We start from the raw sequence: 24,824 nt of genomic DNA on the forward strand, positions 1-24,824 counted from the left end.
AAGTCTCCAGCACCCGGGACTCAGGTCCCGGTCGGTGTGACGCGCACCGCAGCGGCAATTCCCGCGGCGGCGGTTAGGGTGACGAGGTGACCACCGCACCCGAGGGGCGCCGGATGCTCCGCGTCGAGGCCCGCAACTCCGCCACGCCCATCGAGAAGAAGCCCGAGTGGATCCGCACCCGCGCCACGATGGGCCCCGAGTACACCGAGCTCAAGAGCCTCGTGAAGCGCGAGAGCCTGAACACGGTGTGCGAGGAGGCCGGCTGCCCCAACATCTTCGAGTGCTGGGAGGACCGCGAGGCCACGTTCCTCATCGGTGGCGACCAGTGCACCCGGCGCTGCGACTTCTGCCAGATCGACACGGGCAAGCCCGCGGACTTCGACGCCGACGAGCCGCGCCGCGTGGCCGCCTCCGTCCAGGCGATGGGTCTGAAGTACTCGACCGTCACGGGCGTCGCGCGCGACGACCTGGCCGACGGCGGCGCGTGGCTCTACGCCGAGACCGTGCGCCAGATCCACGCCATCAACCCCGGCACGGGCGTCGAGCTGCTGATCCCCGACTTCAACGCCGTCCCCGAGCTGCTCGACGAGGTCTACTCCTCGCGGCCCGAGGTGCTGGCGCACAACCTCGAGACCGTGCCGCGCATCTTCAAGCAGATCCGCCCCGGCTTCCGCTACGACCGCTCGCTCTCGGTCATCACCCGTGCCCGCGAGGCCGGCCTGGTCACCAAGTCGAACCTCATCCTCGGCATGGGCGAGACCACCGAGGAGATCGTCGAGGCGCTCGAGCAGTTGCACGAGGCAGGCTGCGACCTCATCACGATCACGCAGTACCTGCGCCCGTCGCTGCGTCACCACCCGGTGGACCGCTGGGTGCGGCCCGAGGAGTTCGTCGCACTGTCCGACGAGGCCACCCGGCTCGGGTTCCTCGGCGTGATGAGCGGCCCGCTGGTGCGCTCGTCGTACCGCGCCGGTCGGCTGTGGGGCCAGGCGATGCGCCGCCGCGGCCTGCCGATCCCGGAGTCGCTCGCGCACCTCGGCGAGCCGACGACCGCACGCCAGGAGGCTGCGAGCCTGCTCGCTCGCTGAGTCAGCCGGCAGTCAGCCCTGAGCGGACGCGTCCGCCGAGGCCCCCCGCGCTCGGTAGACTCCCGACCCATGGCCCGTGACTCATCCGCCTCTGCTGCGCCCGCCGGATCCACGCCCGCGAAGGTGAAGAAGCCTCGCTGGTACACCCAGATCTGGCAGGCGTACCAGATGACCCGCAAGAACGACCCTGCGGTCACCTGGATCGTGCTCGGCACGTTCGTCGGCATCATCGCGCTCGGCGTGCTCGTCGGCCTGCTCATCCACCACACGATCTACATGACGCTGCTGAGCATCCCGTTCGCGGTGCTCGGTGCGATGTTCCTGCTCGCCCGCCGCGCGGAGAGCTCCGCGTACGCGAACATCGAGGGCCAGCCCGGCGCCTCGCGGGCCGCGCTCGGCACCATCCGCCGCGGCTGGACGTTCGGCGAGGAGCCCGTCGCCGTCGACCCCCGCACGCAGGACATGGTCTTCCGCGGTCTCGGCCGCGCGGGCGTCGTTCTCGTCAGCGAGGGCCCGGCCAACCGCGTGGGCCGTCTGCTCGAGGCCGAGCGCAAGCGCACCGCCCGCGTCATCTCCGGCGCGCCCGTCACGATCATCCAGAGCGGCAACGAGGAGGGTCAGGTCGCGCTGCGCAGCCTGCCCCGCGCCGTCCAGCGCCTCAAGCCGAAGCTGACCAAGCAGGAGGTCGCCGAGGTCAGCAAGCGCCTCACCGCCCTCGGCGGCGTGCGGATGCCCGTGCCGAAGGGCGTCGACCCGCTGCGCGCGCGCCCGGACCGCAAGGGCATGCGCGGGCGCTGACGCCCGGTCGGCGGCGGACCGCTCAGCGGCGGACGATCGCCGTCCCCGCGAAGCGGTCGTGCAGGCCACGACCGTCCCCGTCCCACACGGCGGCGGGGATGACGAGGCAGAGCAGCACGGTCCGCCCGAGCGCGGCCAGGAAGCCCGGGGCGCCGACGGCGAGCAGCGGCTGGTCCTTGGTCGGCGCGGTCGGGATGACGCGGCGGACGCGCAGCCCCAGCAGCCGGTGTCCGAGGGTGTGCCCGATCGAGCCGACGAGCAGGACGTTCTCCAGGGCGAAGATGCCGAGCGTCGCCAGGCCGTTGCCGCGCGACAGGATGAACGCGTCGGGGCTCGAGACGAAGAACCACCCCGAGATCAGCAGGCAGGCGACCCAGTCGATCGCCAGCGCCGCGAACCGGCGACCGAGCGGTGCCATCGACCCCGGGCCGTCGGCCGGGAGCCCGAGCCGGACGCCGCGCGCCTCGTCGGGGCCGCGCGACGGGTCCGGCTCCGAGGAGCCGCCGTCGAGCCAGGAGCTGAGGTCACGCCGATCTGCCACCCCGCAAGCCTAGGCGCACCGCGAGGACGAGCGAGAGGGCAATGCCCCGGAAACACCGTCGCCACAGCGCCTCCCTAGGTTGACCCTGACCGACTCCGCTGAGCACACCGGAGTGACGAGTCGTACCTGAGGGGTACTCCATGAGCGGAAACGCCGTCCGTCGCGAAGCCATCTGGAACGTCGAGGCCTACGTCCCTCCCGCCGTCAGCTTCAACGGCGCCGAGGCACCCGGTGAGATCTTCGGCCAGAACGTGTTCAGCAAGGCGGTCATGCAGAAGCGGCTGCCGAAGTCGGTCTACAAGTCCGTCACCGCCACGATCGAGCACGGCGCCACGCTGGACCCGGCCGTCGCCGACGCCGTCGCGTCGGCGATGAAGGACTGGGCGCTCGAGAAGGGCGCGACGCACTACGCGCACGTCTTCTACCCGCTGACCGGGCTGACGGCCGAGAAGCACGACAGCTTCTTCGAGCCGGTCGGCGATGGGACGTCGCTGGCCGAGTTCGCCGGCAAGACCCTCGTGCAGGGCGAGCCGGACGCCTCCAGCTTCCCCAACGGCGGTCTGCGGAACACGTTCGAGGCGCGCGGCTACACCGGCTGGGACGTCACGAGCCCCGCGTACATCCTCGAGAACCCGAACGGCAACACGCTGTGCATCCCGACGGTGTTCGTCTCGATGACCGGCGAGGCCCTCGACCACAAGACGCCGCTGCTGCGCTCGCAGCAGGCGATGGGCGAGCACGCCGCGCGCATCCTGGCCCTCTTCGGGCACGAGGACCAGAAGGTCGTCGCGTTCTGCGGTCCCGAGCAGGAGTACTTCCTCGTCGACCGGCACTTCTTCCTGTCCCGCCCGGACCTGCTCAACGCGGGCCGCACCCTGTTCGGCACCAAGCCGCCCAAGGGCCAGGAGTTCGACGACCACTACTTCGGGGCCATCCCGGACCGCGTGCTCGGCTTCATGATGGACACCGAGCGGGAGCTGTTCAAGCTCGGCATCCCCGCCAAGACCCGGCACAACGAGGTCGCGCCCGGGCAGTTCGAGATCGCGCCGATGTTCGAGCGCGGCAACCTCGCGGCCGACCACCAGCAGCTGCTCATGACCACGTTCAAGACCGTGGCCAAGAAGCACGGCATGGAGTGCCTGTTCCACGAGAAGCCGTTCGCGGGCGTCAACGGCTCCGGCAAGCACGTGAACTTCTCGCTCGGCAACGCCGAGCTCGGCTCGCTGCTCGTGCCCGGCGACACCCCGCACGACAACGCGCAGTTCCTCGTCTTCTGCGCCGCGGTCATCCGCGCGGTCCACACCTACGCGGGCCTGCTGCGCGCGTCGGTCGCCTCGGCGACGAACGACCACCGCCTCGGCGCGAACGAGGCGCCCCCGGCGATCATCTCCATCTTCCTCGGCGACCAGCTGGCCGACGTGTTCGAGCAGATCGCCAAGGGTGCAGCCAGCTCGTCCAAGGGCAAGGGCGTCATGCACATCGGCGTCGACACGCTGCCCGTGCTGCCGACCGACCCGGGCGACCGCAACCGCACGAGCCCGTTCGCCTTCACCGGGAACCGGTTCGAGTTCCGGGCGCCGGGTTCCATGCAGACGGTCGCGGGACCGATGACCACGATCAACACGATCATGGCCGACTCGCTCGACTACGCCGCCACCGAGCTCGAGGCCGCGATCGCCGCCGGCACGGAGTTCGACACCGCGGTGCAGAACCTGCTCACCGAGATCATCACGGACCACGGCGACGTCGTGTTCAACGGGGACGGGTACTCCGCGGAGTGGCCGATCGAGGCGGAGCAGCGCGGGCTGGCGAACCTCAGGACCACGCTCGACGCGCTGCCGGAGCTCATCACCGACTCGGCGATGGAGCTGTTCGAGAAGTACGGCGTGTTCAACCACCGCGAGATGCACAGCCGCTACGAGATCGGCCTCGAGCAGTACGCCCTGACCATCGGGGTGGAGGCGCGCCTCGCGCTCGAGATCGGCACCACGGCGATCCTGCCGGCGGCGGTCAAGCACCAGACGGAGATCGCCCTCAACATCGGCGCGCTGAAGGCCGCCGGCGTCGAGGCGGACACGGCGCCGCTCGACGAGGTCACGGCGCCCATCACGGCGCTGCGGGCCGGTCTGGCGACGCTCCGAGCCGCGGTGAAGGCCGACGTGGGGCACTCGGCGCTGGCCGAGGCCGAGCACGCCCGGGACGCGCTGCTGCCCGCGATGACCGAGGTCAGGGCGGCCGCGGACGCGCTGGAGGAGCTCGTGGCCGACGAGCTGTGGCCGCTGCCGACGTACCAGGAGATGCTCTTCATCCTGTGAGTCCGGCCGTCGGGCGCCTCGTCGGGCTGCTCCCCGGCCGGGCGTCCGACGGTCCGCGGACGCCTCGTCGGGCACCCCGGCGCAGGGTCTAGGGTCAGCAATCGTCACACCGGGCTCGCCGTCGTAACGCCGTCGAAACATTCGGTACACGGCAAAGAAACGGCCCACTCGTAGCCTCACCTTGCCCGACCCCACGGGTACGACCCAACCGAGGAGCAGCGGATGTTCAGCAAGCCAGAGGAAGTCCTGGCGTTCATCAAGAGCGAGGACGTCAAGTTCGTCGACGTCCGGTTCTGTGACCTGCCCGGCACGATGCAGCACTTCAACGTCCCGGCCCCCACGCTGGACGCCGCGTTCTTCACCGAGGGCCAGATGTTCGACGGCTCGTCGATCCGCGGCTTCCAGGCGATCCACGAGTCGGACATGAAGCTCCTGCCCGACGTCACGTCCGCGTACGTCGACCCGTTCCGGGTCGAGAAGACGCTGAACATCAACATGCACATCGTCGACCCGTACACCGACGAGCCCTACAGCCGCGACCCGCGACAGGTCGCCGCGAAGGCCGAGGCGTACCTGGCGTCGACCGGCATCGCCGACACCGCCTTCTTCGCCCCCGAGGCGGAGTTCTACATCTTCGACGACGTGCGCTTCAAGACCGCGCAGAACGAGTCGTTCTACAAGATCGACTCCTTCGAGGCCGCCTGGAACTCGGGCCGCGAGGAGGAGGGTGGCAACCTCGGCCACAAGATCCCCTACAAGGGTGGCTACTTCCCGGTTCCGCCGGTGGACGGCTTCGCCGACATCCGCGACCAGATCTCGCTGCAGCTGGACGCGCTGGGCCTCGGCGTCGAGCGCGCCCACCACGAGGTCGGCACCGCCGGCCAGCAGGAGATCAACTACCGCTTCGACAAGCTGTCGATCTCCGGTGACAAGGTCATGCTCTTCAAGTACGTCGTGAAGAACGTGGCGCACAACAACGGCAAGTCGGCGACCTTCATGCCGAAGCCGCTGTTCGGCGACAACGGCTCGGGCATGCACGTGCACCAGTCCCTGTGGAAGGACGGCGAGCCGCTGTTCTTCGACGAGAAGGGCTACGGCGGTCTGTCCGACGTCGCGCGCTGGTACATCGGCGGCCTGCTCAAGCACGCGCCCTCGCTGCTGGCGTTCACCAACCCGACGGTGAACTCCTACCACCGCCTCGTCCCCGGCTACGAGGCCCCCGTCAACCTGGTCTACTCGGCCCGCAACCGCTCCGCGTGCATCCGCATCCCGGTCACCGGTTCGAACCCGAAGGCCAAGCGCATCGAGTTCCGCGTGCCGGACCCGTCGGCGAACCCGTACCTGGCGTTCGCGGCCATGCTGATGGCCGGCATCGACGGCATCCAGAACCGCATCGAGCCGCCCGAGCCGGTCGACAAGGACCTGTACGAGCTGCCCCCCGAGGAGCACGCCCTCATCCAGCAGGTGCCGGGGTCGCTCGGCGAGGTGCTCGACTCCCTCGAGGCCGACCACGACTTCCTCACGGCGGGCAACGTCTTCACGCCCGACCTGATCGCGACGTGGATCGACTACAAGCGCAACGCCGAGGTGGACCCGATCCGTCTGCGGCCGCACCCGCACGAGTTCGAGCTCTACTACGACGTGTGACACGTCCCGGCCCCCGGCTGCTCCCGGGGGCCGGTGACTCGCAGTGACGGCACCCCTGACGCCCTCGTGGCGGCGGGGGTGCTGTGCGTCTGGCCCGCGATCACGGTGAGTCGAGACCATCGACCGGGCCGCGGTGGTCTACTGGGCGTGCCGTACGGACACACCACGGCACCTTCGACGAGCGGAGTCGCGACATGGTTTTCTCGGACTACTTCTGGCTGCTGCTGTGGACGTTCCTGTTCTTCGCCTACCTCATGCTGCTCGTCAACATCCTCATCGACCTGTTCCGTGACTCGGACACGGGCGGATGGGGGAAGGCGGCGTGGATCGTCGTCCTGCTGGTCTTCCCGTTCCTCGGCGCGCTCGCCTACGTGATCATGCGCGGCAGCGCGATGGCGGAACGGCGGAACGGTTCCTCGCGTCCGGGCGCGCGCGACGACGCGTACGTCCCGACTGCCCCCGGCGTGCCGGCACCCGCCGCGCAGATCGCCTCGGCCAAGGCACTGCTCGACGCGGGCGCGATCAGCCAGTCGGAGTTCGAGACGCTCAAGCAGCGCGCGCTGGCCTGACGCCCTCCCCCAGCAGCGCACGAACGGCGCCGACCCCGCGGGGTGGGCGCCGTTCGTGCCAGGAGGCTCAGACCGCGCGGACCTCGGGCTCCGTGGTCTCGGCGACGACTGCGGGCGAGGCGCTCAGCAGCTCGACGATGCCGATGAGCACCACGACGCCGACCGTCGTCCAGATGACCAGGCCGGCGGTCGGGGTGTCCGCCGCGATGATGACGAGAACACCGATCGCGATCAGCACCCACCGGATCAGCACGCGCTGCGAGCCGAGCCAGACGCCGAAGCCCCCCGTGTCGACACCCTTGCCACGACCCCAGGACTTGACCGTCTCGAACCCGCTGCCCGCCGAGCGTCGGGTCGCGAGCGCCGCGGCTGAGCCCCCGGCGATGAAGGCGAAGAAGGCGACGACGAGGCCGATGACCGCCACCATCCGCAACGCGACCTTCATGAAGTGCACGACCGACTCGAAGATGACCGTCACGGCACCGCCCGACGCGGTGGCGGGCAGAGCGCCGAGGATGGACTCCTTGCCGATGGCCAGGCCGATCGCGAGCAGAGCCATCCCGCCGACGAGGGACAGGGCCGCGATCACCGTCATCCGCATCCGGCGCGTCGAGACGAGGACGCCGGCCGCGAGGAAGAGCAGGGCGATCCACGGCAGCCAGTCGCCGAGCGTGTCGAGGACGTTGTAGGCCGTCCGCAGCTGCGTGAGGCTGTCCGCCTGCGCGACGGGCACGGTCGGGTTGAGATCAGGGATCACGGAGGCGATGCCGAGGCCTGCGTCGACGAGCTGGGTCTTGACGATGTCGATGATCGGCCCGAGCTGCAGGCTCAGGTACCCGTCGTCGTCGAGCTGGACGACCGTGTTCGGGTCGCCGTTGAGCACCGCGACGATCTGCGTCTGCGCCGTGCGGTTGACCTGGGTCCACAAGGAGCTGAACGCGTCCGACTCGACGAATCTGGTCACGACGCGCGTGACCAGCGTCTGCACACCGCTCGTGAGCGGTGCGTCGAGCAGCGGGATCTGGGCGGTCAACCGGTCGGGAGCACCCTGCTGGACCAGGAAGTCCTGCAGCTCGGTGGTCACGTTCGAGACGTCGATGTTGCTCATCACGGCGGTGACCGTGCGGTTGATGATCGCCTGCTGCACCTGCGGGTCGTCGGCCAGTGGTGCCACGGTCTCGAGGTAGCGATCGGTGTCCGTCAGGGTCCGCTGCGCCCAGTGCGCGACGAGCCCCAAGGGCGCCAGGAGCGCGCCGATGGCGATGAGCGCGACGGCAGCCCACATCCGCACGCGCTGGTGCGGGACCCGCGCGGCGGGCGCCGTCGCGACAGGCGTGGCGAGCTTGCTGCGCAACGCCGCGTTCTCGGCCTCGAGCCGCGCGAGCCTCGCTGTGATGTCCTCGTCGGCGACGGACGCGCCGGCGAGGCCCACAGCCTCGACGGGGACGGTCTGCGTCGAGACCGGCTCGGCTTCGACGGGCACGTCCAGGACGATCGTGTCCGCCTCGGTCGGGTGGCCGTCGGTGAGGTCGTCGACGGTGTCCTCGACCGTGACGCGGTCGACCGGCTCGTCGACCGGCCCGGGCTCGTCGACCGGCCCGGGGTCGTCGACCGCTCCGGGCTCGTCGACCGGCGCATCGTCGTCGGGGACCGCGGGGACCTTCTCGACCGGTGCAGTGTCGCCCGGCTCCACTCTCGGCTTGCGCTCTCTCGGCGGTGCCACGGCTGCCTCCTGCGTCTGATGACCTGCGCGAACACCTCGATCCTGGCAGGCCGGGACGTCGAGCAACACCATTTGCCGCAGTTGTGTTCGGCGTGCTCGCCGCGAGCGACTGCGACGGGCCGATAGGTTGCCCGTCAGACGACGCACGCTGACCGAGGGACCGCCATGGCCGAGCCGCAGTTCGACCCGTTCGAGACGCCGGAAGCGCACCGGCCGCCGCCGTGGCTGTGGCGGGCGCTGCTCATGGGGCTCGTCACGGTGATCGTCGGCATCTGGGTCTGGCGCTCGCTCGGCCTGCTGACCAACGTCATCACGATCGTCGTCATCGCCTGGTTCATCGCGCTGGCCATGGAGCCCTCGATCAAGTGGCTCGTGCGGCACGGCATCCGGCGGACGCGGGCCACGGGCATCGTGATGGCGAGCGCCCTGATCGGCGGCGCGGTGATCCTCGTCCTGTTCGGCGGGCTGTTCATCGACCAGCTCGTCCAGCTCATCGCCTCGCTGCCCGACTACTACACGGACCTCGCGACCTGGCTCGACTCGTCGTTCGACGTCCAGATCCCCGCGGCCGACGAGGCCGTCGCGAACATCGGCGCCCACTGGCGCGACCTCGCGCCCGGCCTCGTCGGCGCGGGTGCGTCCGTCGTCAGCGGGCTCTTCACCGCCAGCGCCGTCCTGCTCGTCGTCTACTACATGGCGAGCCAGGGACCGAAGTTCCGGGCCGCTGTGCTGCGCCTGTTCGCGCCGAACCGGCAGGTCGAGGTGCTGCGCCTGTGGGAGGTCTCGCAGGCCAAGGTCGCCGACTTCATCACGTCGCGTCTCGTGCTCGCCGGGCTCTCGACAGCGTTCACGTTCGTCTTCCTGACGATCGTGCACGTCCCGTACGCGCTGCCGCTCGCGGCGTTCACGGGCATCGTCTCGCAGTTCATCCCGACGATCGGCACCTACATCGGTGGCGCCCTGCCGGTGGCCGTCGCGCTGACCATCTCGCCCGCCAAGGGCGTCGTCGTGCTGCTGTTCATCATCGCGTACCAGCAGGTCGAGAACCTGATCTTCTCGCCCAAGGTGTCCGCGCAGTCGCTCGAGCTCAACCCGGCGGTCTCCTTCCTGGGCGTGATCGGCTTCGGTGCGCTGTTCGGGGCCATGGGCGCGTTCCTCGCGCTGCCGGTGCTCGCCACGATCCAGGCGGTCTCCCACACCTACATCCGTCGCCACGACCTGGTCGACTCGCCCCTGCTGCAGGAGGACGTCGCCGCGCTCAAGCGGAACCGGGGCTGGAACGACCTGCCCGACGACGTCCCCGACGAGCCTCAGCCGTAGAAGACGCGCTCCACCACCGCACGGGCCCGGCGGGCCGTGCGCAGGTAGTCCTGCTCGAGCTCACCGCCCGAGCCCGCCGGGTAGCCGACGACGCGGGCGAGCCCGGCGAGCGCCTGCCTGTCGTGCGGCAGGACGTCGACCTGGGCGCCGTCGGCCCGGCCGGTCCACAGCACGTTGGCATCGCGCAGCCGCGACGCGAACTTCCAGGCGTCGACGAGCGCGCGACGGTCGTCCGCGGCGAGGAGACCCGCACCCTGCGCGGCGGCCAGCGCCTCGGTGGTCGAGGTGGTCCGCAGGCCGGGGACGGCGGCGGCGTGCTGGAGCTGCAGGAGCTGGGCGGTCCACTCGACGTCCGAGATCCCGCCGCGGCCCAGCTTGAGGTGCCGGGTCGGGTCGACGCCGCGTGGCAGCCGCTCGGCCTCGACGCGAGCCTTGATGCGCCGGACCTCGCGCTCGACGGACGCGTCGAGCCCGCCCGGCGGGTAGCGCAGCGGCTGGATCAGCTCGACGAAGCGGTGACCCAGCGCCTCGTCGCCGGCCACCGGTCGTGCCCGCAGCAGTGCCTGGCTCTCCCAGGGCGCCGACCAGCGGTCGTAGTACTCGGCGTACGCGTCGAAGGAGCGCACGAGCGGCCCGTTGCGGCCCTCGGGGCGCAGGTCGGCGTCGACGACGAGCGCCGGCTCCGGGCCCACCGCCCCGAGCAGCTGGCGGATCCGCGTGGCCACCGACAGCGCGAACTCCTGCGCCTGCACGGGATCCGCGCCGGGGCGCGGGTCGTGCACGAACAGGACGTCGGCGTCCGACGAGTACCCCATCTCGCCGCCCCCGAGCCGGCCCATCGCCACGACGAGCAGGCGGGTCGGCGTCTCGTCGAGCCCGCGCTCGGCCCGGGCCTCCCAGGCGGCGATGCGCAGCGCGCCGACGAGCACCGCGTCGGCCGCCCGCGTCAGGCTCGCCGCGGCGCGGGTGCCCGTGACGACGCCGAGCACGTCGGCCGCTGCCGTGCGCGCGAGCTCGCGGCGGCGCAGCCCGCGCAGGAGTCCGGTCGCCACGACAGGGTCGTCGGCGCGCGTGAGGATCGCGTCCGCCTCCGCCCACATGCGCTCGTAGGTGCGCGGCTCGAGCTCCTCGTCCTCGGCCAGCCAGCCGACCGACTCGGGCGAGCGCATCAGCGCGTCGGCGACGTAGCGGCTGGTCGACAGCACGCGCGCGAGGCGCTGGGCGGCCGCGGCCGAGTCGCGCAAGAGCTTGAGGTACCAGTGCGTGGTGCCGAGCGACTCCGAGAGCCGTCGGAACGCGAGCAGACCGCCGTCCGGGTCCGGCCCGTCCGCGAACCAGCCGAGCATCACGGGCAGCAGCTGGCGCTGGATGGCCGCGCGGCGCGAGAGACCCCCGGTCAGCGCCGCGATGTGCCGCAGCGCGCCGGTCGGGTCGAGGTAGCCGATGGCCGCGAGGCGCGCGCGGGCGGCCTCGGGCGCCAGGCTCGCCTCCTCGGTCGAGAGCTGAGCGGTGGCGGGCAGCAGTGGGCGGTAGAACAGCTCCTCGTGCAGGCTGCGGACCTCGCGCTTGATCGAGCGCCAGCGCTCGGTCAGCCCGTCCGCTCCCTCGGCGCGCATGCCGACGGAGCGCGCCAGGCGGCGCAGGTCGGCCTCGGCGGCCGGCATGAGGTGCGTGCGGCGCAGGCGGTACAGCTGGATCCGGTGCTCGAGCAGGCGCAGGAACCGGTAGCAGACGGCGAGGCGGGCGGCGTCGTCGCGACCGACGTAACCGGCCTTCGCGAGCGCCGCCAGGGCGGTCAGCGTGCTGGGGCTGCGGATGTCCTCGTCGGCCCGTCCGTGCACGAGCTGCAGCAGCTGGACGGTGAACTCGACGTCGCGCAGGCCACCGACGCCCAGCTTGAGCTGCCGGTCGGCCTCCGCCGCGGGCACGTGCGACTCCACGCGGCGGCGCATCGCCTGCGAGTCCTCGACGAAGTTCTCCCGCTGGACCGCGGCCCAGACGAACGGCTGGGTCATCGCGACGTACTCGGCGCCGAGCGCCCGGTCCCCCGCCAGCGGCCTGGCCTTGAGCAGCGCCTGGAACTCCCACGTCTTGGCCCAGCGCTCGTAGTAGGCGCGGTGGCTCGCGAGCGTGCGGACCAGCGGCCCGTCCTTGCCCTCGGGGCGCAGCGCCGCGTCCACGGGCCACAGCGCGGGCTCCCCCGACGTCGTCGAGCACGCCCGCGCCAGGCCCGCGGCCAGCTTCGCGCCCGCGGCCAGGGCGGCGGCCTCGTCGGCGCCGTCGACGGGCTCGGCGACGTAGATGACGTCGACGTCCGAGACGTAGTTGAGCTCCCGGCCGCCGCACTTGCCCATGCCGATGACGCTGAGGCGCACGTCCCGGCCGTGGTCGTCGAGCCCCGCCCGCGCGAGGGCGAGCGACGCCTCGAGCGCGGCGGCGGCGAGGTCGGCCAGCGCGGCCGCGACGCCCGGCAGGCGGCTGAGCGGGTCGCTGGCGGTGAGGTCGGCGGCCGCGATGCGCAGCAGCCGGGTGCGGTAGGCACGGCGCATCGCGTCGACGCCGGGATTCCCGACGAGGGTGGCCACCGGCACGTCCGCGTCGGCGTCGGCCCCCACAGCCGCGAGCAGCTCGGCCCGGACCTGCTCGACCGGGACGCCGACCCCCGGCTCGTCGTCGACGAGCACGCGCAGGTTGCTCGGGTGCGCGACGAGCGTGTCCCCGAGCGCCACGGACGCGCCGACGACAGCCAGCAGCCGGTGGCGCGCGTGCCCGTCCTCGCGCAGCACGTCGCGCAGCAGAGGGCCGAGCGCCGCGTCGTCGCGCACGACGCCCGCCAGCTTCGCGAGGGTCAGCAGGGCGGCGTCCGGGTCGCCGACGTCCGCGAGCGGCCCGACGAGCACGTCCGCGACCTCGGGCAGCACGGCCACCAGAGCGTCGTCGGCGATCAGCCGTTCGCCGCGCGGGACGTCCTCGACGCCGACGCGCGAGAGCCGCCCCGCCAGGGTCCCGCCGCGGGGCTCGCTCACTCCGCGTCCCTCGTCGGGCGCCGCCGCCGTGCCCGCATCACAGGACCGGCAGGAACCGCTTCAGCTCGAACGGCGTGACCTGCGAGCGGTACTCCTCCCACTCCCGGCGCTTGTTGCGCAGGAAGAAGTCGAAGACGTGCTCGCCGAGCGTCTCGGCGACCAGCTCGGAGCGCTCCATGACGGAGATCGCGGCGTCCAGCGACTGCGGCAGCGGCTCGATGCCGAGCGCGCGGCGCTCGGCATCCGTGAGTTCCCACACGTCGTCCTCGGCACCGTCGGGGAGCTCGTAGCCCTCCTCGATGCCCTTGAGGCCGGCCGCGAGCATCACCGCGAACGCGAGGTACGGGTTCGTCGCGGAGTCGACCGCGCGGTACTCGATCCGGCTCGAGTTGCCCTTGCCGGGCTTGTACATCGGCACGCGGACGAGCGCGGAGCGGTTGTTGTGGCCCCAGCAGATGTAGCTCGGCGCCTCGGCGCCGCCCCACAGCCGCTTGTAGGAGTTCACGAACTGGTTGGTGACGGCGGTGATCTCCGCGGCGTGCACGAGCAGGCCCGCGATGAACGAGCGCGCGACCTTCGACAGCTCCAGCGGCGCGCCGGGCTCGTGGAACGCGTTGCGGTCACCCTCGAACAGCGACAGGTGCGTGTGCATGCCGGAGCCGGGCTGGTCGGACAGCGGCTTCGGCATGAAGCTCGCGAAGACGCCCTGCTCGAGGGCGACCTCCTTGACCACGGTGCGGAAGGTCATGATGTTGTCGGCCGTGGTCAGCGCGTCTGCGTAGCGCAGGTCGATCTCGTTCTGGCCCGGACCGGCCTCGTGGTGGGAGAACTCCACCGAGATCCCCATCGACTCGAGCATGGTGATCGCGGCGCGCCGGAAGTCGTGCGCGGTGCCGCGCGGCACGTGGTCGAAGTAGCCGCCCTGGTCCACGGGGACCAGGGGCACGTTCGGGTCGGCCGGGGCGTCGAACAGGTAGAACTCGACCTCGGGGTGCGTGTAGAACGTGAACCCCTTGTCGCTCGCGCGGCTCAGCGCACGCTTGAGCACGTTGCGGGAGTCCGCCAGGCTCGGCTCGCCGTCGGGCGTGAGCAGGTCGCAGAACATGCGCGCCGTGCCGTGCCGCTCGCCGCGCCAGGGCAGCACCTGGAACGTGGTGGGGTCCGGCTTGGCGATCATGTCCGCCTCGTAGACCCGGGTCAGGCCCTCGATCGAGCTGCCGTCGAACCCGATCCCCTCGGCGAACGCGGCCTCGAGCTCGGCGGGCGCGACCGCCACCGACTTGAGGATCCCGAGCACGTCGGTGAACCAGAGACGGATGAAGCGGATGTCCCGCTCCTCGACCGTGCGGAGCACGAACTCCTGCTGCCTGTCCATGACGTACATCCTGCCTGACATCCGCCCTGTCCAGAGCAGTTGTCCGCCGCGCGTCCACCACGAACCTCCGAGCGCTCTCCGCACAACCGGCGCTCCGGCTCGGTGCACCCTCCTCTTCTCGCTGGCGCGGCCCTCGCTTGGTACCGCCACCGCCCTCCGCCGGTTGACGCCGCCCTCACGAAGCCCTGCACCCGTGGTTGCACGACACGCTGCGGAATGCCCGGCGTGTCGTGCAACCAGGCGTTCAGCCAGTGATGCAGCTGTCGGCCGGCAGCCGGCCGCGAGTCGTCGCGAGGCGTCCACAGGTCGTGCGGGCAGCCGGGTCGTCCACAACCGGCGGCGCTTCACTCCCACGAGGACGTCGGCGGGGACAGCCTCGTGCTATGACGCGACTTGAGCTTCCGGCGGACGTCCATGCCGCCGCGCAGCGGCAGCGCCAGCTCGTCACACGCACGCAGCTGGTCGACGCCGGGGTGTCCCCGGATGTCCTCCGCCGACGCCTGGCGACGTCGTGGCGCCTCGTCCTCCCGGGCGTCGTGCTGCTCGGCCGGGGCGCGCTCGACGCCGCCCAGAAGCTCGTCGCCGCGCAGCTCCACGTAGGCGATGACGCCGTGATCACCGGCGGCGCGGCGGCCCACTGGCACGGCCTTCGGTACGCGGAGCCCGACCAGTACGTCGACGTGCTGGTCGCCTGGAGCAGGGCACAGCGCGTGACTGGCTTCGTCCGCACCCGCCGAACGGATCGACCGGTGCGGCCGATCCACGGTGGCGGCATCGTGCTCGTGGCACCGGTCGTCAGAGCGGTGGCCGATGCGTGCCGTGCGCGAAGAGACGAGCGCTACGCGACCGCGCTGGTCGTCGAGGCGGTCCAGCGCCGGAAGGCGAAGCTGGACGCCTTCGTCGACGAGCTCAACGCCGGACCGACACGTGGCTCCGCCACGCTCCGCCGAGCAGTGGCGGCCGCCTCGACGGGAGCCTGGTCCGCACCTGAGCACGACCTGATCGAGCTGATCACGACTAGCTCGACGCTTCCTGAGCCATGGCCCAACCCGGTGCTCTGGACGACGGACGGAACGCTGCTGCCCTCCCCGGACCTGTGGCTCGACGATGTCGGCATAGCGATCCAGGTCCACTCGCACATGCACCATGCCGCCGGGGCCGACTGGGACAGGACCGTGCGCGCCGACAGCGCGCTCGCCGAGGCAGGTGTGCTCCGCATCTCGTTGACGCCGGCGGAGATCGCGCGGCAACCGCTGCGCACCCTGCGCCGCATCGAGGCCCTCCACGCCTCACGCTCGCCGGCAAACCGCCCGCCGATCCACATGGAGCCCCGCGTGCCGCACTTGCGCTGAGTCCGTGGTTGCACGACACGCCGGGTCTTCCGCGGCGTGTCGTGCAATCACGGACTCAACCGGTCGTGCGGAGCGGGGGGCGGGCGGGTCGGGCGCGCGGTGCAGCTGAGGCGCGGCGCGGTTGCGAGCGCGGGGCGGTGGGCGGCGGTGGGCGGGGTCACAGGGTGGGGGCGCGCTCGGGGGTGGGTGGGTGGATAGGGTCGGGGGATGGTTCGGCCGCGGATTGCGCTCGCTCAGATCGACACGTGCGTCGGGGACGTCGAGGCGAATGCCACCGCCGTGCGGGCGTGGGCACGCAAGGCCGCGGACGCCGGCGCCGACCTCGTGGTGTTCCCCGAGATGACGATCACCGGCTACCCCATCGAGGACCTCGCCCTGCGCGCGAGCTTCCGCCGCGGTGCCGAGGCGGCGCTGCAGGCCACGGCGAAGGCCCTGGCCGACGAGGGGCTCGGGGAGCTCGCGGTGCTCGTCGGGACGGTCGGCGAGCGCGAGACCGCCGCCGGGACCCGCCCGACGAACCAGGCCGTGCTGATCCGGCACGGGGTCGTCGAGGCCCGGTACAACAAGCACCACCTGCCCAACTACGGCGTGTTCGACGAGTTCCGCATCTTCGCCGCGGGCGAGGACCCGCTCGTCATCGACGTGGCCGGCGCGAGGTTCGGCGTCGTGATCTGCGAGGACATCTGGCAGGACGGCGGGCCGGTGACGCAGGTGCGTGACGTGGACGCGCTCGTCGTGCTCAACGGCTCCCCGTTCGAGGAGGGCAAGGGACACGTCCGGACCGACCTCGCCAAGCGTCGGGCCCAGCAGGTCGACGCGCCGGTCGTCTACGTCAACCTCGTCGGCGGCCAGGACGACCTGGTGTTCGACGGCGGCTCGTTCGTCGCGGGGACGGACGGCACGCTGCTCGCCACGGCACCGCAGTTCGTCGAGCACCTGCTCGTCTGGGAGCTGGGTGAGCAGGGACCGCAGGTCCCGCCGCTGGACCCTGACGAGGAGATCTACCGCGCGATCGTCACCGGCCTGGCCGGGTACGTGCGCAAGAACGGCTTCCGGTCGGTGACCCTGGGCCTCAGCGGTGGGATCGACTCCGCGCTGACCGCCGCGATCGCCGCGGACGCGATCGGCGGCGCGAACGTCGTCGGCGTCTCGATGCCCTCGCAGCACTCGTCGGGACACAGCAAGGACGACGCCGAGGACCTGGCCAAGCGGATCGGCGCCGACTACCGCGTGCAGGCGATCAAGCCGATGGTCGACGCGTTCGAGCAGCAGATGGAGATCCACGGCGTCACGGCCGAGAACCTGCAGGCGCGCGTCCGCGGCGTGATCCTCATGGCGATCTCGAACCGCGAGGGTCATCTCGTCATCGCGCCGGGCAACAAGTCGGAGCTCGCGACCGGGTACGCCACGATCTACGACGCCGGCAGCATCGGCGGCTTCGCGCCGCTCAAGGACGTCGACAAGTCCCGCGTGTGGGCGCTGGCCCGCTGGCGCAACAACCACGCGGTCGACCAGGGCGAGCTGCCGCCCATCCCCGAGTCGTCGATCACCAAGCCGCCGAGCGCCGAGCTGCGCCCCGGCCAGGTGGACCAGGACTCGCTGCCGCCCTACGACCTGCTCGACGAGGTCCTCGACGCCTACGTCGAGCACGCCGAGGGCCGCACCGAGCTGCTGGCCCGCGGGTTCGACCCGGCCGTCGTCGACCGCGTGCTCCAGCTCGTCGACCGCGCCGAGTGGAAGCGCCGCCAGTACCCGCTCGGACCCAAGGTGACGGCACTCGCCTTCGGCCGCGACCGCCGACTTCCCGTCACGAGCCGCTGGCGCGAGCCGTGACGGAACCGCACAACCGAGGAGCCACCCCATGACCCCCAAGCGCGTCCGCGTCCACCACCTGCGCGAGGCCAAGCAGCGCGGCGAGCGCCTGACGATGCTCACCGCGTACGACGCCGTCACGGCGAGCATCTTCGACGCCGCCGGGATCGACATGCTGCTCGTCGGCGACTCGATCGGGAACACGATGCACGGCTACCGGACCACCCTGCCGGTCACGGTCGACGAGATCGTCGTGGCCGCACGCGCCGTCGCCGGTGCCGCCCAGCGCGCGTTCGTCGTCGCCGACCTGCCGTTCGGCTCCTACGAGTCGGGCCCGGAGCAGGCTCTCGCCACGGCCGTGCGGATCATGAAGGAGACCGGCGTCTCGGCGGTGAAGTTCGAGGGCGGCCGGCGCGTCGCCGCGCAGGTCCGCGCGCTGACCGAGGCCGGGATCCCCGTCGTCGGGCACCTGGGCTACACACCGCAGTCGGAGAACCTCCTGGGCGGCCCGCGCGTGCAGGGCCGGGGCGACGAGGCCGCCGAGCAGCTCAGCGAGGACGCGATCGCGATCGCCGAGGCGGGCGCCGTGGCGGTCGTGCTCGAGATGGTCCCCGCCCCTGTGGCGGAGCGGGTGACCGAGATCCTGGCGATCCCGACGATCGGCATCGGCGCGGGCTCGGCCTGCGACGGGCAGGTGCTCGTCTGGGTCGACATGGCCGGCATGGGTGACTGGTCGCCGAAGTTCGCCAAGCGGTTCGGCGAGGTCGGCGAGGCCCTCAAGGCCGCCGCCACGGCGTACGCCGACGAGGTCAAGGGCGGAACCTTCCCCGACGCGGCGCACAGCTTCGACGCGTGAGACGAGCGGGCTGGGCGCTGGCCGGCCTCGCCGCGGTCGTCGCCGTCGTCCTGGCGGTGCCCCTGGGAGCCGGCATGCTCGGCATCGCCCAGCTCGTCGCGTTCCGGGCGGGCATCGCCGTCGCGAGCGGCGCCGCGGCGCTGGTTGTCGTCGCGCTGAGCCTGCTGCTCCCGCGGCCCGCACGGACGGCCGCGGTCCCGCTGCTCGTCGTGCTGGTGCTCAGCGGAGTCGCGCAGGTCGGCGTGCTCGTCGCCCGGTCGACCGCGGCCGAGCCCGAGGCGAGGGGCGAGGAGTCGGTCGTCGTCCTGTCGTTCAACACCCTCGGCCGTGCCCAGCCGCGGACGCTCGCCGCGCTCGTGCGACAGGAGGGTGCCGACGTCGTGGTGCTGCCCGAGACCTCCGCGGCGACCGCGACCGCGACCGCCGCGCTCCTCGCCGACGAGGGGATCGCCATGCAGGTCCGCACCGCGCCCAGCGTCGACCCCTTCGTGGACGGCGTCGCGCTCCTGGTCTCCCCCGCGGTCGGCCGGTACAGCGACGCCGAGATCCTGCCCATGCGGCACGGCGCGCTGTCGGTGACGGGTGACGGCCCGACGCTCGTCGCCGTCCACCCGGTCTCGCCGAGCTCGGTCGGCTCCATGCCCACCTGGCGGACCGAGACGCGCGCGGCGGCCGACGCGTGCGCGTCACGACCCGGCGCCATCGTCGCCGGCGACTTCAACGCGACCCTCGACCACCCGGCGATGCAGCACCTCGGACCGTGCGTCGACGCGGCGGACGCCGTGGGCCGGTCGACGAGCGGCACGTGGCCGGCGTCAGCCCCGACCTGGCTCGCGACACCGATCGACCACGTGCTCGTCGACGGCCGCACGTGGCGGGTCCTGGACTTCGACGTCCTGCCGGCCACGGGTGGGAGCGACCACCGCCCGGTCGTCGCGACGCTCGAGCGCCGCTAGTACCCGAGGTACCGGCCGGGCCGGTGGTTGAGCGCGAGGATGAGATTGAGCAGGAACGCCCCCGCCGCGGAGAGCAGCACGGTGCCGGGGTCGACGACCGTGAAGGCCGCGAGCACGACGACGGTGTCGAGCACCATCTGCACGTAGCCAGCCCGCCACCCGGCCCGGTCCTGCAGGATCAGCGCGACGATGTTGAACCCGCCGACGCTGGACCGGTGCCGGAACAGGATGAGCAGGCCGACGCCGGCCAGCACGTTGCCCGCGAGCACGCCGTACGCGGTCGGGATGTCGATGACGCCGAACAACGCCGAGTGCATCCCGCTCATCGCCGAGACCAGGCCGATGCACAGCGCGGTGCGCAGCGTGAAGTCCCAGCCTCGCTGGTGGATCGCCAGCAGCAGGAACGGCAGGTTGACCAGCGCGAACAGCACCCCGAAGGGCACGTCGACCACGTGCACGAGCAGCAGCGACAGGCCCGCCGTGCCGCCGGTCACGGCGTCGACCGACCGCAGCAGGAACAGGCCGAGCGAGAGCACGAACGTGCCGGTGAGGATGCCGAGGGCGTCCTCGAGGATCGAGTGCTTGGCGGCGTCGACCGTCGGTGCTGAGGTCATGGGTGGTCCTCCGGGGCGTCTCGCGCCGGGCGGGGGTGGTGCCCAGCGGCGGACCATCCTCACATGACGTCAGTCCTCCTCGGCCTCCCACGCCTTCGCGCGCGCCTTGGCCTTGTCGAGCGCGTGCGTCGCCTCGTCGCGGCTCGCGTACGGACCCATGAGCTTGCTCCAGTCGCTGCTGCGACCCTCCTCGACCTCGTGGGTCTCGGTGTTGAACCAGAAATCGCCGGCCATCGTCGTGCTCCTCTCACATCCCGGGTCGAGCCCCGGACCTGCTCGTAGACTGCCAGGCATGTCGCCCGTGCACAGCCGCAACGCCCTCGTCCCGGGCACGCTCAGCCCTCGTCGTGCCGTCCCGTCCAACATCGCGCGGCCGGAGTACGTCGGCAAGCCGGGACCGGCGCCGTGGCGCGGACCGGACGTGTTCGACGACGAGTCGGTCGCCGCGATCCGCGTCGCGGCACGCATCGCCGCGCAGGCGCTCGAGGAGGTCGGCAGGCACGTCGCCCCGGGGATCACGACCGACGAGCTCGACGCGATCGGCCACGACTTCCTCGTCGACCACGGCGCCTACCCCTCCACGCTCGGCTACCGCGGGTTCGCGAAGTCGCTGTGCACGTCGGTCAACGAGGTCATCTGCCACGGCATCCCGGACTCGACCGTCGTCGAGGACGGCGACATCGTCAACATCGACATCACCGCGTTCATCGGCGGCGTGCACGGAGACAACAACGCCACGTTCCTGGCCGGGGACGTCGACGAGGAGTCGCGCCTGCTCGTGGAGCGCACCCGCGAGTCGCTGGACCGTGCCATCAAGGCGGTCAAGCCGGGGCGCGAGATCAACGTCATCGGCCGGGTCATCGAGAAGTACGCGACCCGGTTCGGGTACGGCGTGGTCCGCGACTACACCGGCCACGGCGTCGGCCCGGCGTTCCACACGGGTCTCGTCGTCCCGCACTACGACGCCGCTCCGCTCTACGAGACGGTCATCGAGCCCGGCATGGTCTTCACCATCGAACCCATGCTCAACCTGGGAACACCTGATTGGATCATGTGGGACGACGACTGGACGGTCCTGACGGCCGACGGTCGTCGCAGTGCGCAGTTCGAGCACACCCTGCTGGTCACCGATGACGGAGCGGAGATCCTGACACTGCCATGAGCCACCACAAGCACTCCACCAAGCACGACATCGCCTTCGGGATCGACATCGGGGGCAGCGGCATCAAGGGCGCCCCCGTCGACCTCGACAAGGGGGAGTTCGCGAAGGACCGCCTGCGGATCCCGACCCCCCAGCCCGCCACGCCCGACGCCGTGGCGAAGACGGTCGCGGAGATCGTCGACTCGTTCGACCTCGACAAGCACGTGCCGATCGGCGTGACGTTCCCGGCCGTGATGCTGCACGGCGTCGCGCAGTCCGCGGCGAACGTCGACTCCTCGTGGATCGGGACCGACGCGCAGAAGCTGTTCAGCGACGCGACCGGCCGCCGCGTCGTGGCCGTGAACGACGCCGACGCCGCCGGGTTCGCCGAGGTCGCCTACGGTGCCGCGGCCGACGTCAAGGGCGTCGTGCTCATCGTGACCCTCGGCACCGGCATCGGCTCGGCGCTCGTCGTCGACGGGCACCTGGTCCCCAACACCGAGCTCGGGCACCTCGAGATCGACGGGCACGACGCCGAGTCGCGCGCTGCCGAGTCGGTGCGCGACCGCGAGGGCCTCGACTGGGAGCAGTGGGCGCAGCGTCTGCAGCGCTACTTCACGGTCGTCGAGAACCTGTTCTGGCCCGATCTCATCGTGGTCGGCGGCGGCGTGAGCAAGCACCACAAGAACTTCCTGCCGCTGCTCGACCTGCGCACCAAGATCGTGCCGGCCAAGCTTTTCAACGCGGCGGGCATCGTCGGCGCGGCAGCCCTCGCAGCCGAGGACGACTGAGGGCCGAGGGGGCGCCGCGGCGCCCCCTCACTCCCCCAGCACCGGCTTGAGCTCCCCGACGTGCCACCGCCGGCGCCACCGCACGACGAGCACGCCCAGCACGACGGCCAGCGCGAGGAACCCGGCCACGACGAGCAGGTCGAGGCCGAGCCGGTCTGACGGGCCGCCGGTCATGGCGATGCGGAGCCCGTCGACCACGTACGTCATGGGCAGCACCGGGTGCAGCGCCTGGAAGAACCCGGGCAGGGTCTGCACCGGGTAGATCCCCGCACAGCTGGTCAGCTGCAGCATGAGCAGGACGAGGGCGATCGACGAGCCCACGACGCCCCACGCCGTGCGCAGCGCGTGCGCGATCGCGGTGAACGCCAGCGACCCGAGCGTCACCAGCCCGAGCAGGCCGGGCCACGAGACCGGGTCGAGCCCGAGCGTCAGCACGATGACCCCCGTGAGCACCCAACCGCCGACGATCCCGACGACGGCCACCGGGAGGAAGCCCGCCAGCGCGACCGTCACCGACGACGCCCGGGACGTCAGCCCACGCGGGTTGATCGGCCGCAGCACCGTGAACGCGACGACGCCGAACACGCACAGCGCGATGCCGAAGAAGAACGGCGCGAGCCCGGCGCCGTAGGTGGGAGCCAGGTTCACGCCCTTCTCCTCGACGAGCGACGGCGACGAGATCGCGTCCGCCGTGGCGTCGGGGTCGTCGATGTGCGGGACCTTGCCCGCGGCGCTGGCCAGCGCGTCCGCGAGCTTGGTCGCGCCGTCGTCGAGCTTCTGCGTGCCGTCCGCGAGCTGGGCGGCGCCGTCCTGGGCGTCGCCGAGGGCGGGCACCAGGTCGGTCAGGCCGTCGGCGACCTGGCGCGAGCCCGTGGCCAGCGCGTCGATGTCGTCACGCGCTCCGGTGATCTTCTTCTCGATCGCCGGCGCCTTCGCGCCGATCGCGTCGGCGGTGCTCTGGGCGTCCTTCGCTGCCGCGGCCACGTCCTTGGTCGCGGCGGTGACGTCGTCGGCGCGCGCCTCCGCGGCCTCGGCGGCATCGTGGGCGGTCGTGAACGTGGGGTCGTCCGCCAGGTCCGGATGGGCGGCCGCCAGGGCGTCCAGCGCCGCCACGGTGGCCTTCGTCTGGGCGCTGATGCTGCTTGCGCCCGTCGCGACGGCGTCCGTGAGGTCGCTGACCGCGGCGGACACGTCACCCGCCGCGTCGACGGCGTCCGGCAGCAAGGGCAGCAGGTCGTCGGTCACGGGGTCGACGACAGCCGCGATCTGCTCGTTGCCGTCCGCGACCTTCTCCGCCCCGTCGCGGAGCTTCGTCGTGCCCGTGACCGCCGTCGCGAGCCCGGACTCGAGCTTCGTCGCGCCGTCGTGCGCGTCGGCCGCGCCGTCCGCGAGGTCCTTCGCACCGCTCGCGGCATCCTTGATCCCGCTCTTCAGCTCGTCCAGGTCCCCGAACGCGACCCGCAGGTAGGCCGCGAGCGCGGCCTGGTTGATCCGCTCCTGGAGCTCGAGCGCCGCTCCGCGCGACGCTACCGACACGATGAACCCGTTCGCTCCGTCGCGGGCCAGCACCACGCGCGCGGCCTGCGGCGACCCACCCTCGACCGAGGCGAGGTTGGCCGAGAAGTCGGACGGGATGGTGATGACCATGAGGTACCGACCGGCCGCGAGCCCGTCGGCTGCTTCCGCCGCGTCGGTCGGGGTCCAGTCGACGACCGGTTCCTTCTCGAGCTCGTCGACCATCTGGTCGCCGGCCGTCACCTTCTCGCCGTCGTCGGTCGTCACCGGCACGTCGTCGTTGACGACCGCGACCTTGATCGTGTCGACCTTGCCGTAGGGGTCCCAGTTGGACCACAGGTACAGGCCGCCGTACAACGTCGGGACCAGGACGAGGAAGCCGATCGCCAGCCGCTCGAGCGGGCGGCGGTAGCGGCGCAGCTCGGCCACCGTCAGGGCGAGGACGTTCATCGGGCCTCCCGGGCCTCGGCGGCCGCATGGACCGCTTCGTGGATCGGCATCTCGAGCACGCGCGCCCGCTCCGCACCGCTGGGGCGGCTCGCGGCCGACACCACGACGACGCCCGTCGCGGCGACCTCGGTCAGCGCGTCGGCGACGCGGCGGTGCTCGTCCTGGCTCAGGCCGAGGTCGACGTCGTCGACGACGAGCACCTCGTGCGGGGCGGTCAGCGCCAGTGCGACGGCCAGCAGGGTGCGGTCGACGGTCGCGAGCTCCTCGATCCTCTCGTCCGGTCCCACGGTGAGCCCGACGAGGTCCGCGGCCTCGTCGTACGTGAGGGTGCGGACCTCCTCGCGGCGGTGCACGTGGTCCCACCGGCGACGCTCGGCGTTCGCCTCGCGCACGCGCTGCTGACCCTCGAGCTCGATCGGCGGACCGACCTGCGCGACGGCGGTCCGGCGTCGGACCGCGCGGGCGGCCCGGGATCCGGTCCGGCCCGTCGGGACCGGGTGGCCCAGGACGGCCAGCTCGCCCACGGTGTGCCGGGCGCGACCGACGAGCGCGAGGAGGAGCATCGACCGGCCGGTGCCCCCGCTGCCGACGATCTCGATCGCCTCGGCCGGGTACGCCGTTACGGTGACGTGGCGGAAGACCCAGCCGGTCCGCAGGTGCAGGCCGAGGGCGTGGGCCTCGAGGACGGGCGCCGGTTCGGGTGCCTCGACGTCCGGCTCGGGCAGCCCTGCCTCCGGCTCGTCAGCGACCTCCGGCTCCGGCGCGTGCTGCTCGTCGGTGCGGGTGTCGTCGGCGTCGGGCATGGGGGCCTCCTGCGCTTTCGTGGCCTGGACCTGCGCGGTCGCTCCTAGCATGTCGGCTTCCGACGACCGGCGCCCACTCCTGCGCCGGAGCGCCGGGCGAGCACGAGGGTCCGGTGCCACCATGGCGTGACC

20 protein-coding genes are annotated in these 24,824 nt (G+C 71.9%); 12 read left to right on the forward strand and 8 right to left on the reverse strand.

Features of this window, described 5'->3' with window-relative positions; translation table 11 throughout:
- Positions 1-86 precede the first annotated feature (86 nt).
- Together lipA and EDF34_RS02925 are read left to right on the forward strand one after the other, a co-directional pair.
- On the forward strand, positions 87-1,088 hold the full coding sequence (gene lipA / locus EDF34_RS02920) for a lipoyl synthase (RefSeq protein ID WP_123369852.1): 1,002 nt from the start codon (positions 87-89) through the stop codon (positions 1,086-1,088).
- A gap of 69 nt (positions 1,089-1,157) precedes the next feature.
- Positions 1,158-1,886 (forward strand): DUF4191 domain-containing protein, encoded by a 729-nt coding sequence (locus EDF34_RS02925; protein WP_123369853.1) that lies wholly within the window; start codon positions 1,158-1,160, stop codon positions 1,884-1,886.
- 22 nt (positions 1,887-1,908) lie between these two features.
- Here the strand turns inward: EDF34_RS02925 and EDF34_RS02930 are convergent, their stop codons facing one another.
- Positions 1,909-2,427, reverse strand: coding sequence for an RDD family protein (locus EDF34_RS02930; RefSeq protein ID WP_199737611.1), 519 nt, complete (start codon positions 2,425-2,427; stop codon positions 1,909-1,911).
- Positions 2,428-2,567: 140 nt separating this feature from the next.
- Between EDF34_RS02930 and EDF34_RS02935 the strand changes: the two genes are divergently transcribed.
- The 3 genes from EDF34_RS02935 to EDF34_RS02945 all read left to right on the forward strand — a co-directional run bounded on the left by EDF34_RS02935 (position 2,568) and on the right by EDF34_RS02945 (position 6,958).
- Positions 2,568-4,742, forward strand: coding sequence for a glutamine synthetase III (locus EDF34_RS02935; protein ID WP_123369854.1), 2,175 nt, complete (start codon positions 2,568-2,570; stop codon positions 4,740-4,742).
- A gap of 222 nt (positions 4,743-4,964) precedes the next feature.
- Positions 4,965-6,389 carry a type I glutamate--ammonia ligase gene (glnA, locus tag EDF34_RS02940; RefSeq protein ID WP_123369855.1) on the forward strand — a complete coding sequence of 475 codons (1,425 nt, stop codon included), beginning with the start codon at positions 4,965-4,967 and terminating at the stop codon, positions 6,387-6,389.
- 194 nt (positions 6,390-6,583) lie between these two features.
- Positions 6,584-6,958 carry an SHOCT domain-containing protein gene (locus EDF34_RS02945; protein ID WP_123369856.1) on the forward strand — a complete coding sequence of 125 codons (375 nt, stop codon included), beginning with the start codon at positions 6,584-6,586 and terminating at the stop codon, positions 6,956-6,958.
- A 67-nt stretch (positions 6,959-7,025) separates the two neighbouring features.
- Here EDF34_RS02945 and EDF34_RS02950 read toward each other — a convergent pair whose 3' ends face one another.
- Entirely contained in the window at positions 7,026-8,681 is a 1,656-nt protein-coding gene (locus EDF34_RS02950; RefSeq protein ID WP_148076560.1) for a hypothetical protein, read from the reverse strand.
- 165 nt (positions 8,682-8,846) lie between these two features.
- On the opposite strand from EDF34_RS02950, the gene EDF34_RS02955 reads away from it, so the two are divergent.
- A complete protein-coding gene (locus EDF34_RS02955) occupies positions 8,847-10,001 on the forward strand; it encodes an AI-2E family transporter (RefSeq protein WP_123369858.1) in 1,155 nt (384 codons plus the stop codon).
- Here EDF34_RS02955 and EDF34_RS02960 read toward each other — a convergent pair.
- Entirely contained in the window at positions 9,992-13,027 is a 3,036-nt protein-coding gene (locus EDF34_RS02960; protein WP_123369859.1) for a bifunctional [glutamine synthetase] adenylyltransferase/[glutamine synthetase]-adenylyl-L-tyrosine phosphorylase, read from the reverse strand. The two genes, EDF34_RS02955 and EDF34_RS02960, sit on opposite strands and share 10 nt — an antisense overlap.
- A gap of 37 nt (positions 13,028-13,064) precedes the next feature.
- Positions 13,065-14,402 carry a glutamine synthetase family protein gene (locus EDF34_RS02965; protein ID WP_123370637.1) on the reverse strand — a complete coding sequence of 446 codons (1,338 nt, stop codon included), beginning with the start codon at positions 14,400-14,402 and terminating at the stop codon, positions 13,065-13,067.
- 383 nt (positions 14,403-14,785) lie between these two features.
- Between EDF34_RS02965 and EDF34_RS02970 the strand changes: the two genes are divergently transcribed.
- The 4 genes from EDF34_RS02970 (at position 14,786) to EDF34_RS02985 (ending at position 19,378) form a co-directional block, all read left to right on the forward strand.
- On the forward strand, positions 14,786-15,754 hold the full coding sequence (locus EDF34_RS02970; RefSeq protein WP_123369860.1) for a hypothetical protein: 969 nt from the start codon (positions 14,786-14,788) through the stop codon (positions 15,752-15,754).
- A 207-nt stretch (positions 15,755-15,961) separates the two neighbouring features.
- The gene (locus tag EDF34_RS02975) at positions 15,962-17,587 is read left to right on the forward strand and encodes an NAD+ synthase (RefSeq protein WP_123369861.1); all 1,626 of its coding nucleotides are present in this window, start codon (positions 15,962-15,964) and stop codon (positions 17,585-17,587) included.
- Positions 17,588-17,615: 28 nt separating this feature from the next.
- Entirely contained in the window at positions 17,616-18,422 is an 807-nt protein-coding gene (gene panB / locus EDF34_RS02980; protein WP_123369862.1) for a 3-methyl-2-oxobutanoate hydroxymethyltransferase, read from the forward strand.
- Entirely contained in the window at positions 18,419-19,378 is a 960-nt protein-coding gene (locus EDF34_RS02985; RefSeq protein WP_233575155.1) for an endonuclease/exonuclease/phosphatase family protein, read from the forward strand. Before panB ends, EDF34_RS02985 begins: the two co-directional genes overlap by 4 nt.
- Here the strand turns inward: EDF34_RS02985 and EDF34_RS02990 are convergent.
- Both EDF34_RS02990 and EDF34_RS02995 read right to left on the reverse strand, forming a co-directional pair.
- On the reverse strand, positions 19,375-19,992 hold the full coding sequence (locus tag EDF34_RS02990; protein ID WP_123369863.1) for a YitT family protein: 618 nt from the start codon (positions 19,990-19,992) through the stop codon (positions 19,375-19,377). The genes EDF34_RS02985 and EDF34_RS02990 overlap by 4 nt on opposite strands.
- A gap of 69 nt (positions 19,993-20,061) precedes the next feature.
- Positions 20,062-20,226: an SPOR domain-containing protein gene (locus EDF34_RS02995; RefSeq protein WP_123369864.1), complete on the reverse strand. Its 165-nt coding sequence runs from the start codon at positions 20,224-20,226 to the stop codon at positions 20,062-20,064.
- A 58-nt stretch (positions 20,227-20,284) separates the two neighbouring features.
- On the opposite strand from EDF34_RS02995, the gene map reads away from it, so the two are divergent.
- Positions 20,285-21,154 (forward strand): type I methionyl aminopeptidase, encoded by an 870-nt coding sequence (gene map, locus EDF34_RS03000; protein ID WP_123369865.1) that lies wholly within the window; start codon positions 20,285-20,287, stop codon positions 21,152-21,154.
- The gene (ppgK, locus tag EDF34_RS03005) at positions 21,151-21,924 is read left to right on the forward strand and encodes a polyphosphate--glucose phosphotransferase (RefSeq protein ID WP_123369866.1); all 774 of its coding nucleotides are present in this window, start codon (positions 21,151-21,153) and stop codon (positions 21,922-21,924) included. The genes map and ppgK overlap by 4 nt, the downstream gene beginning before the upstream one ends.
- Positions 21,925-21,951: 27 nt before the next feature.
- Here the strand turns inward: ppgK and EDF34_RS03010 are convergent, their stop codons facing one another.
- Together EDF34_RS03010 and EDF34_RS03015 are read right to left on the reverse strand one after the other, a co-directional pair.
- Entirely contained in the window at positions 21,952-23,889 is a 1,938-nt protein-coding gene (locus EDF34_RS03010) for a YhgE/Pip domain-containing protein (RefSeq protein WP_123369867.1), read from the reverse strand.
- Entirely contained in the window at positions 23,886-24,692 is an 807-nt protein-coding gene (locus EDF34_RS03015; protein ID WP_123369868.1) for an ATP-binding cassette domain-containing protein, read from the reverse strand. Before EDF34_RS03015 ends, EDF34_RS03010 begins: the two co-directional genes overlap by 4 nt.
- Between the last annotated feature and the right edge of the window lie 132 nt (positions 24,693-24,824).

Source organism: Cellulomonas sp. PhB150 (assembly GCF_003755175.1).
Taxonomy (GTDB): Bacteria; Actinomycetota; Actinomycetes; order Actinomycetales; family Cellulomonadaceae; genus Cellulomonas.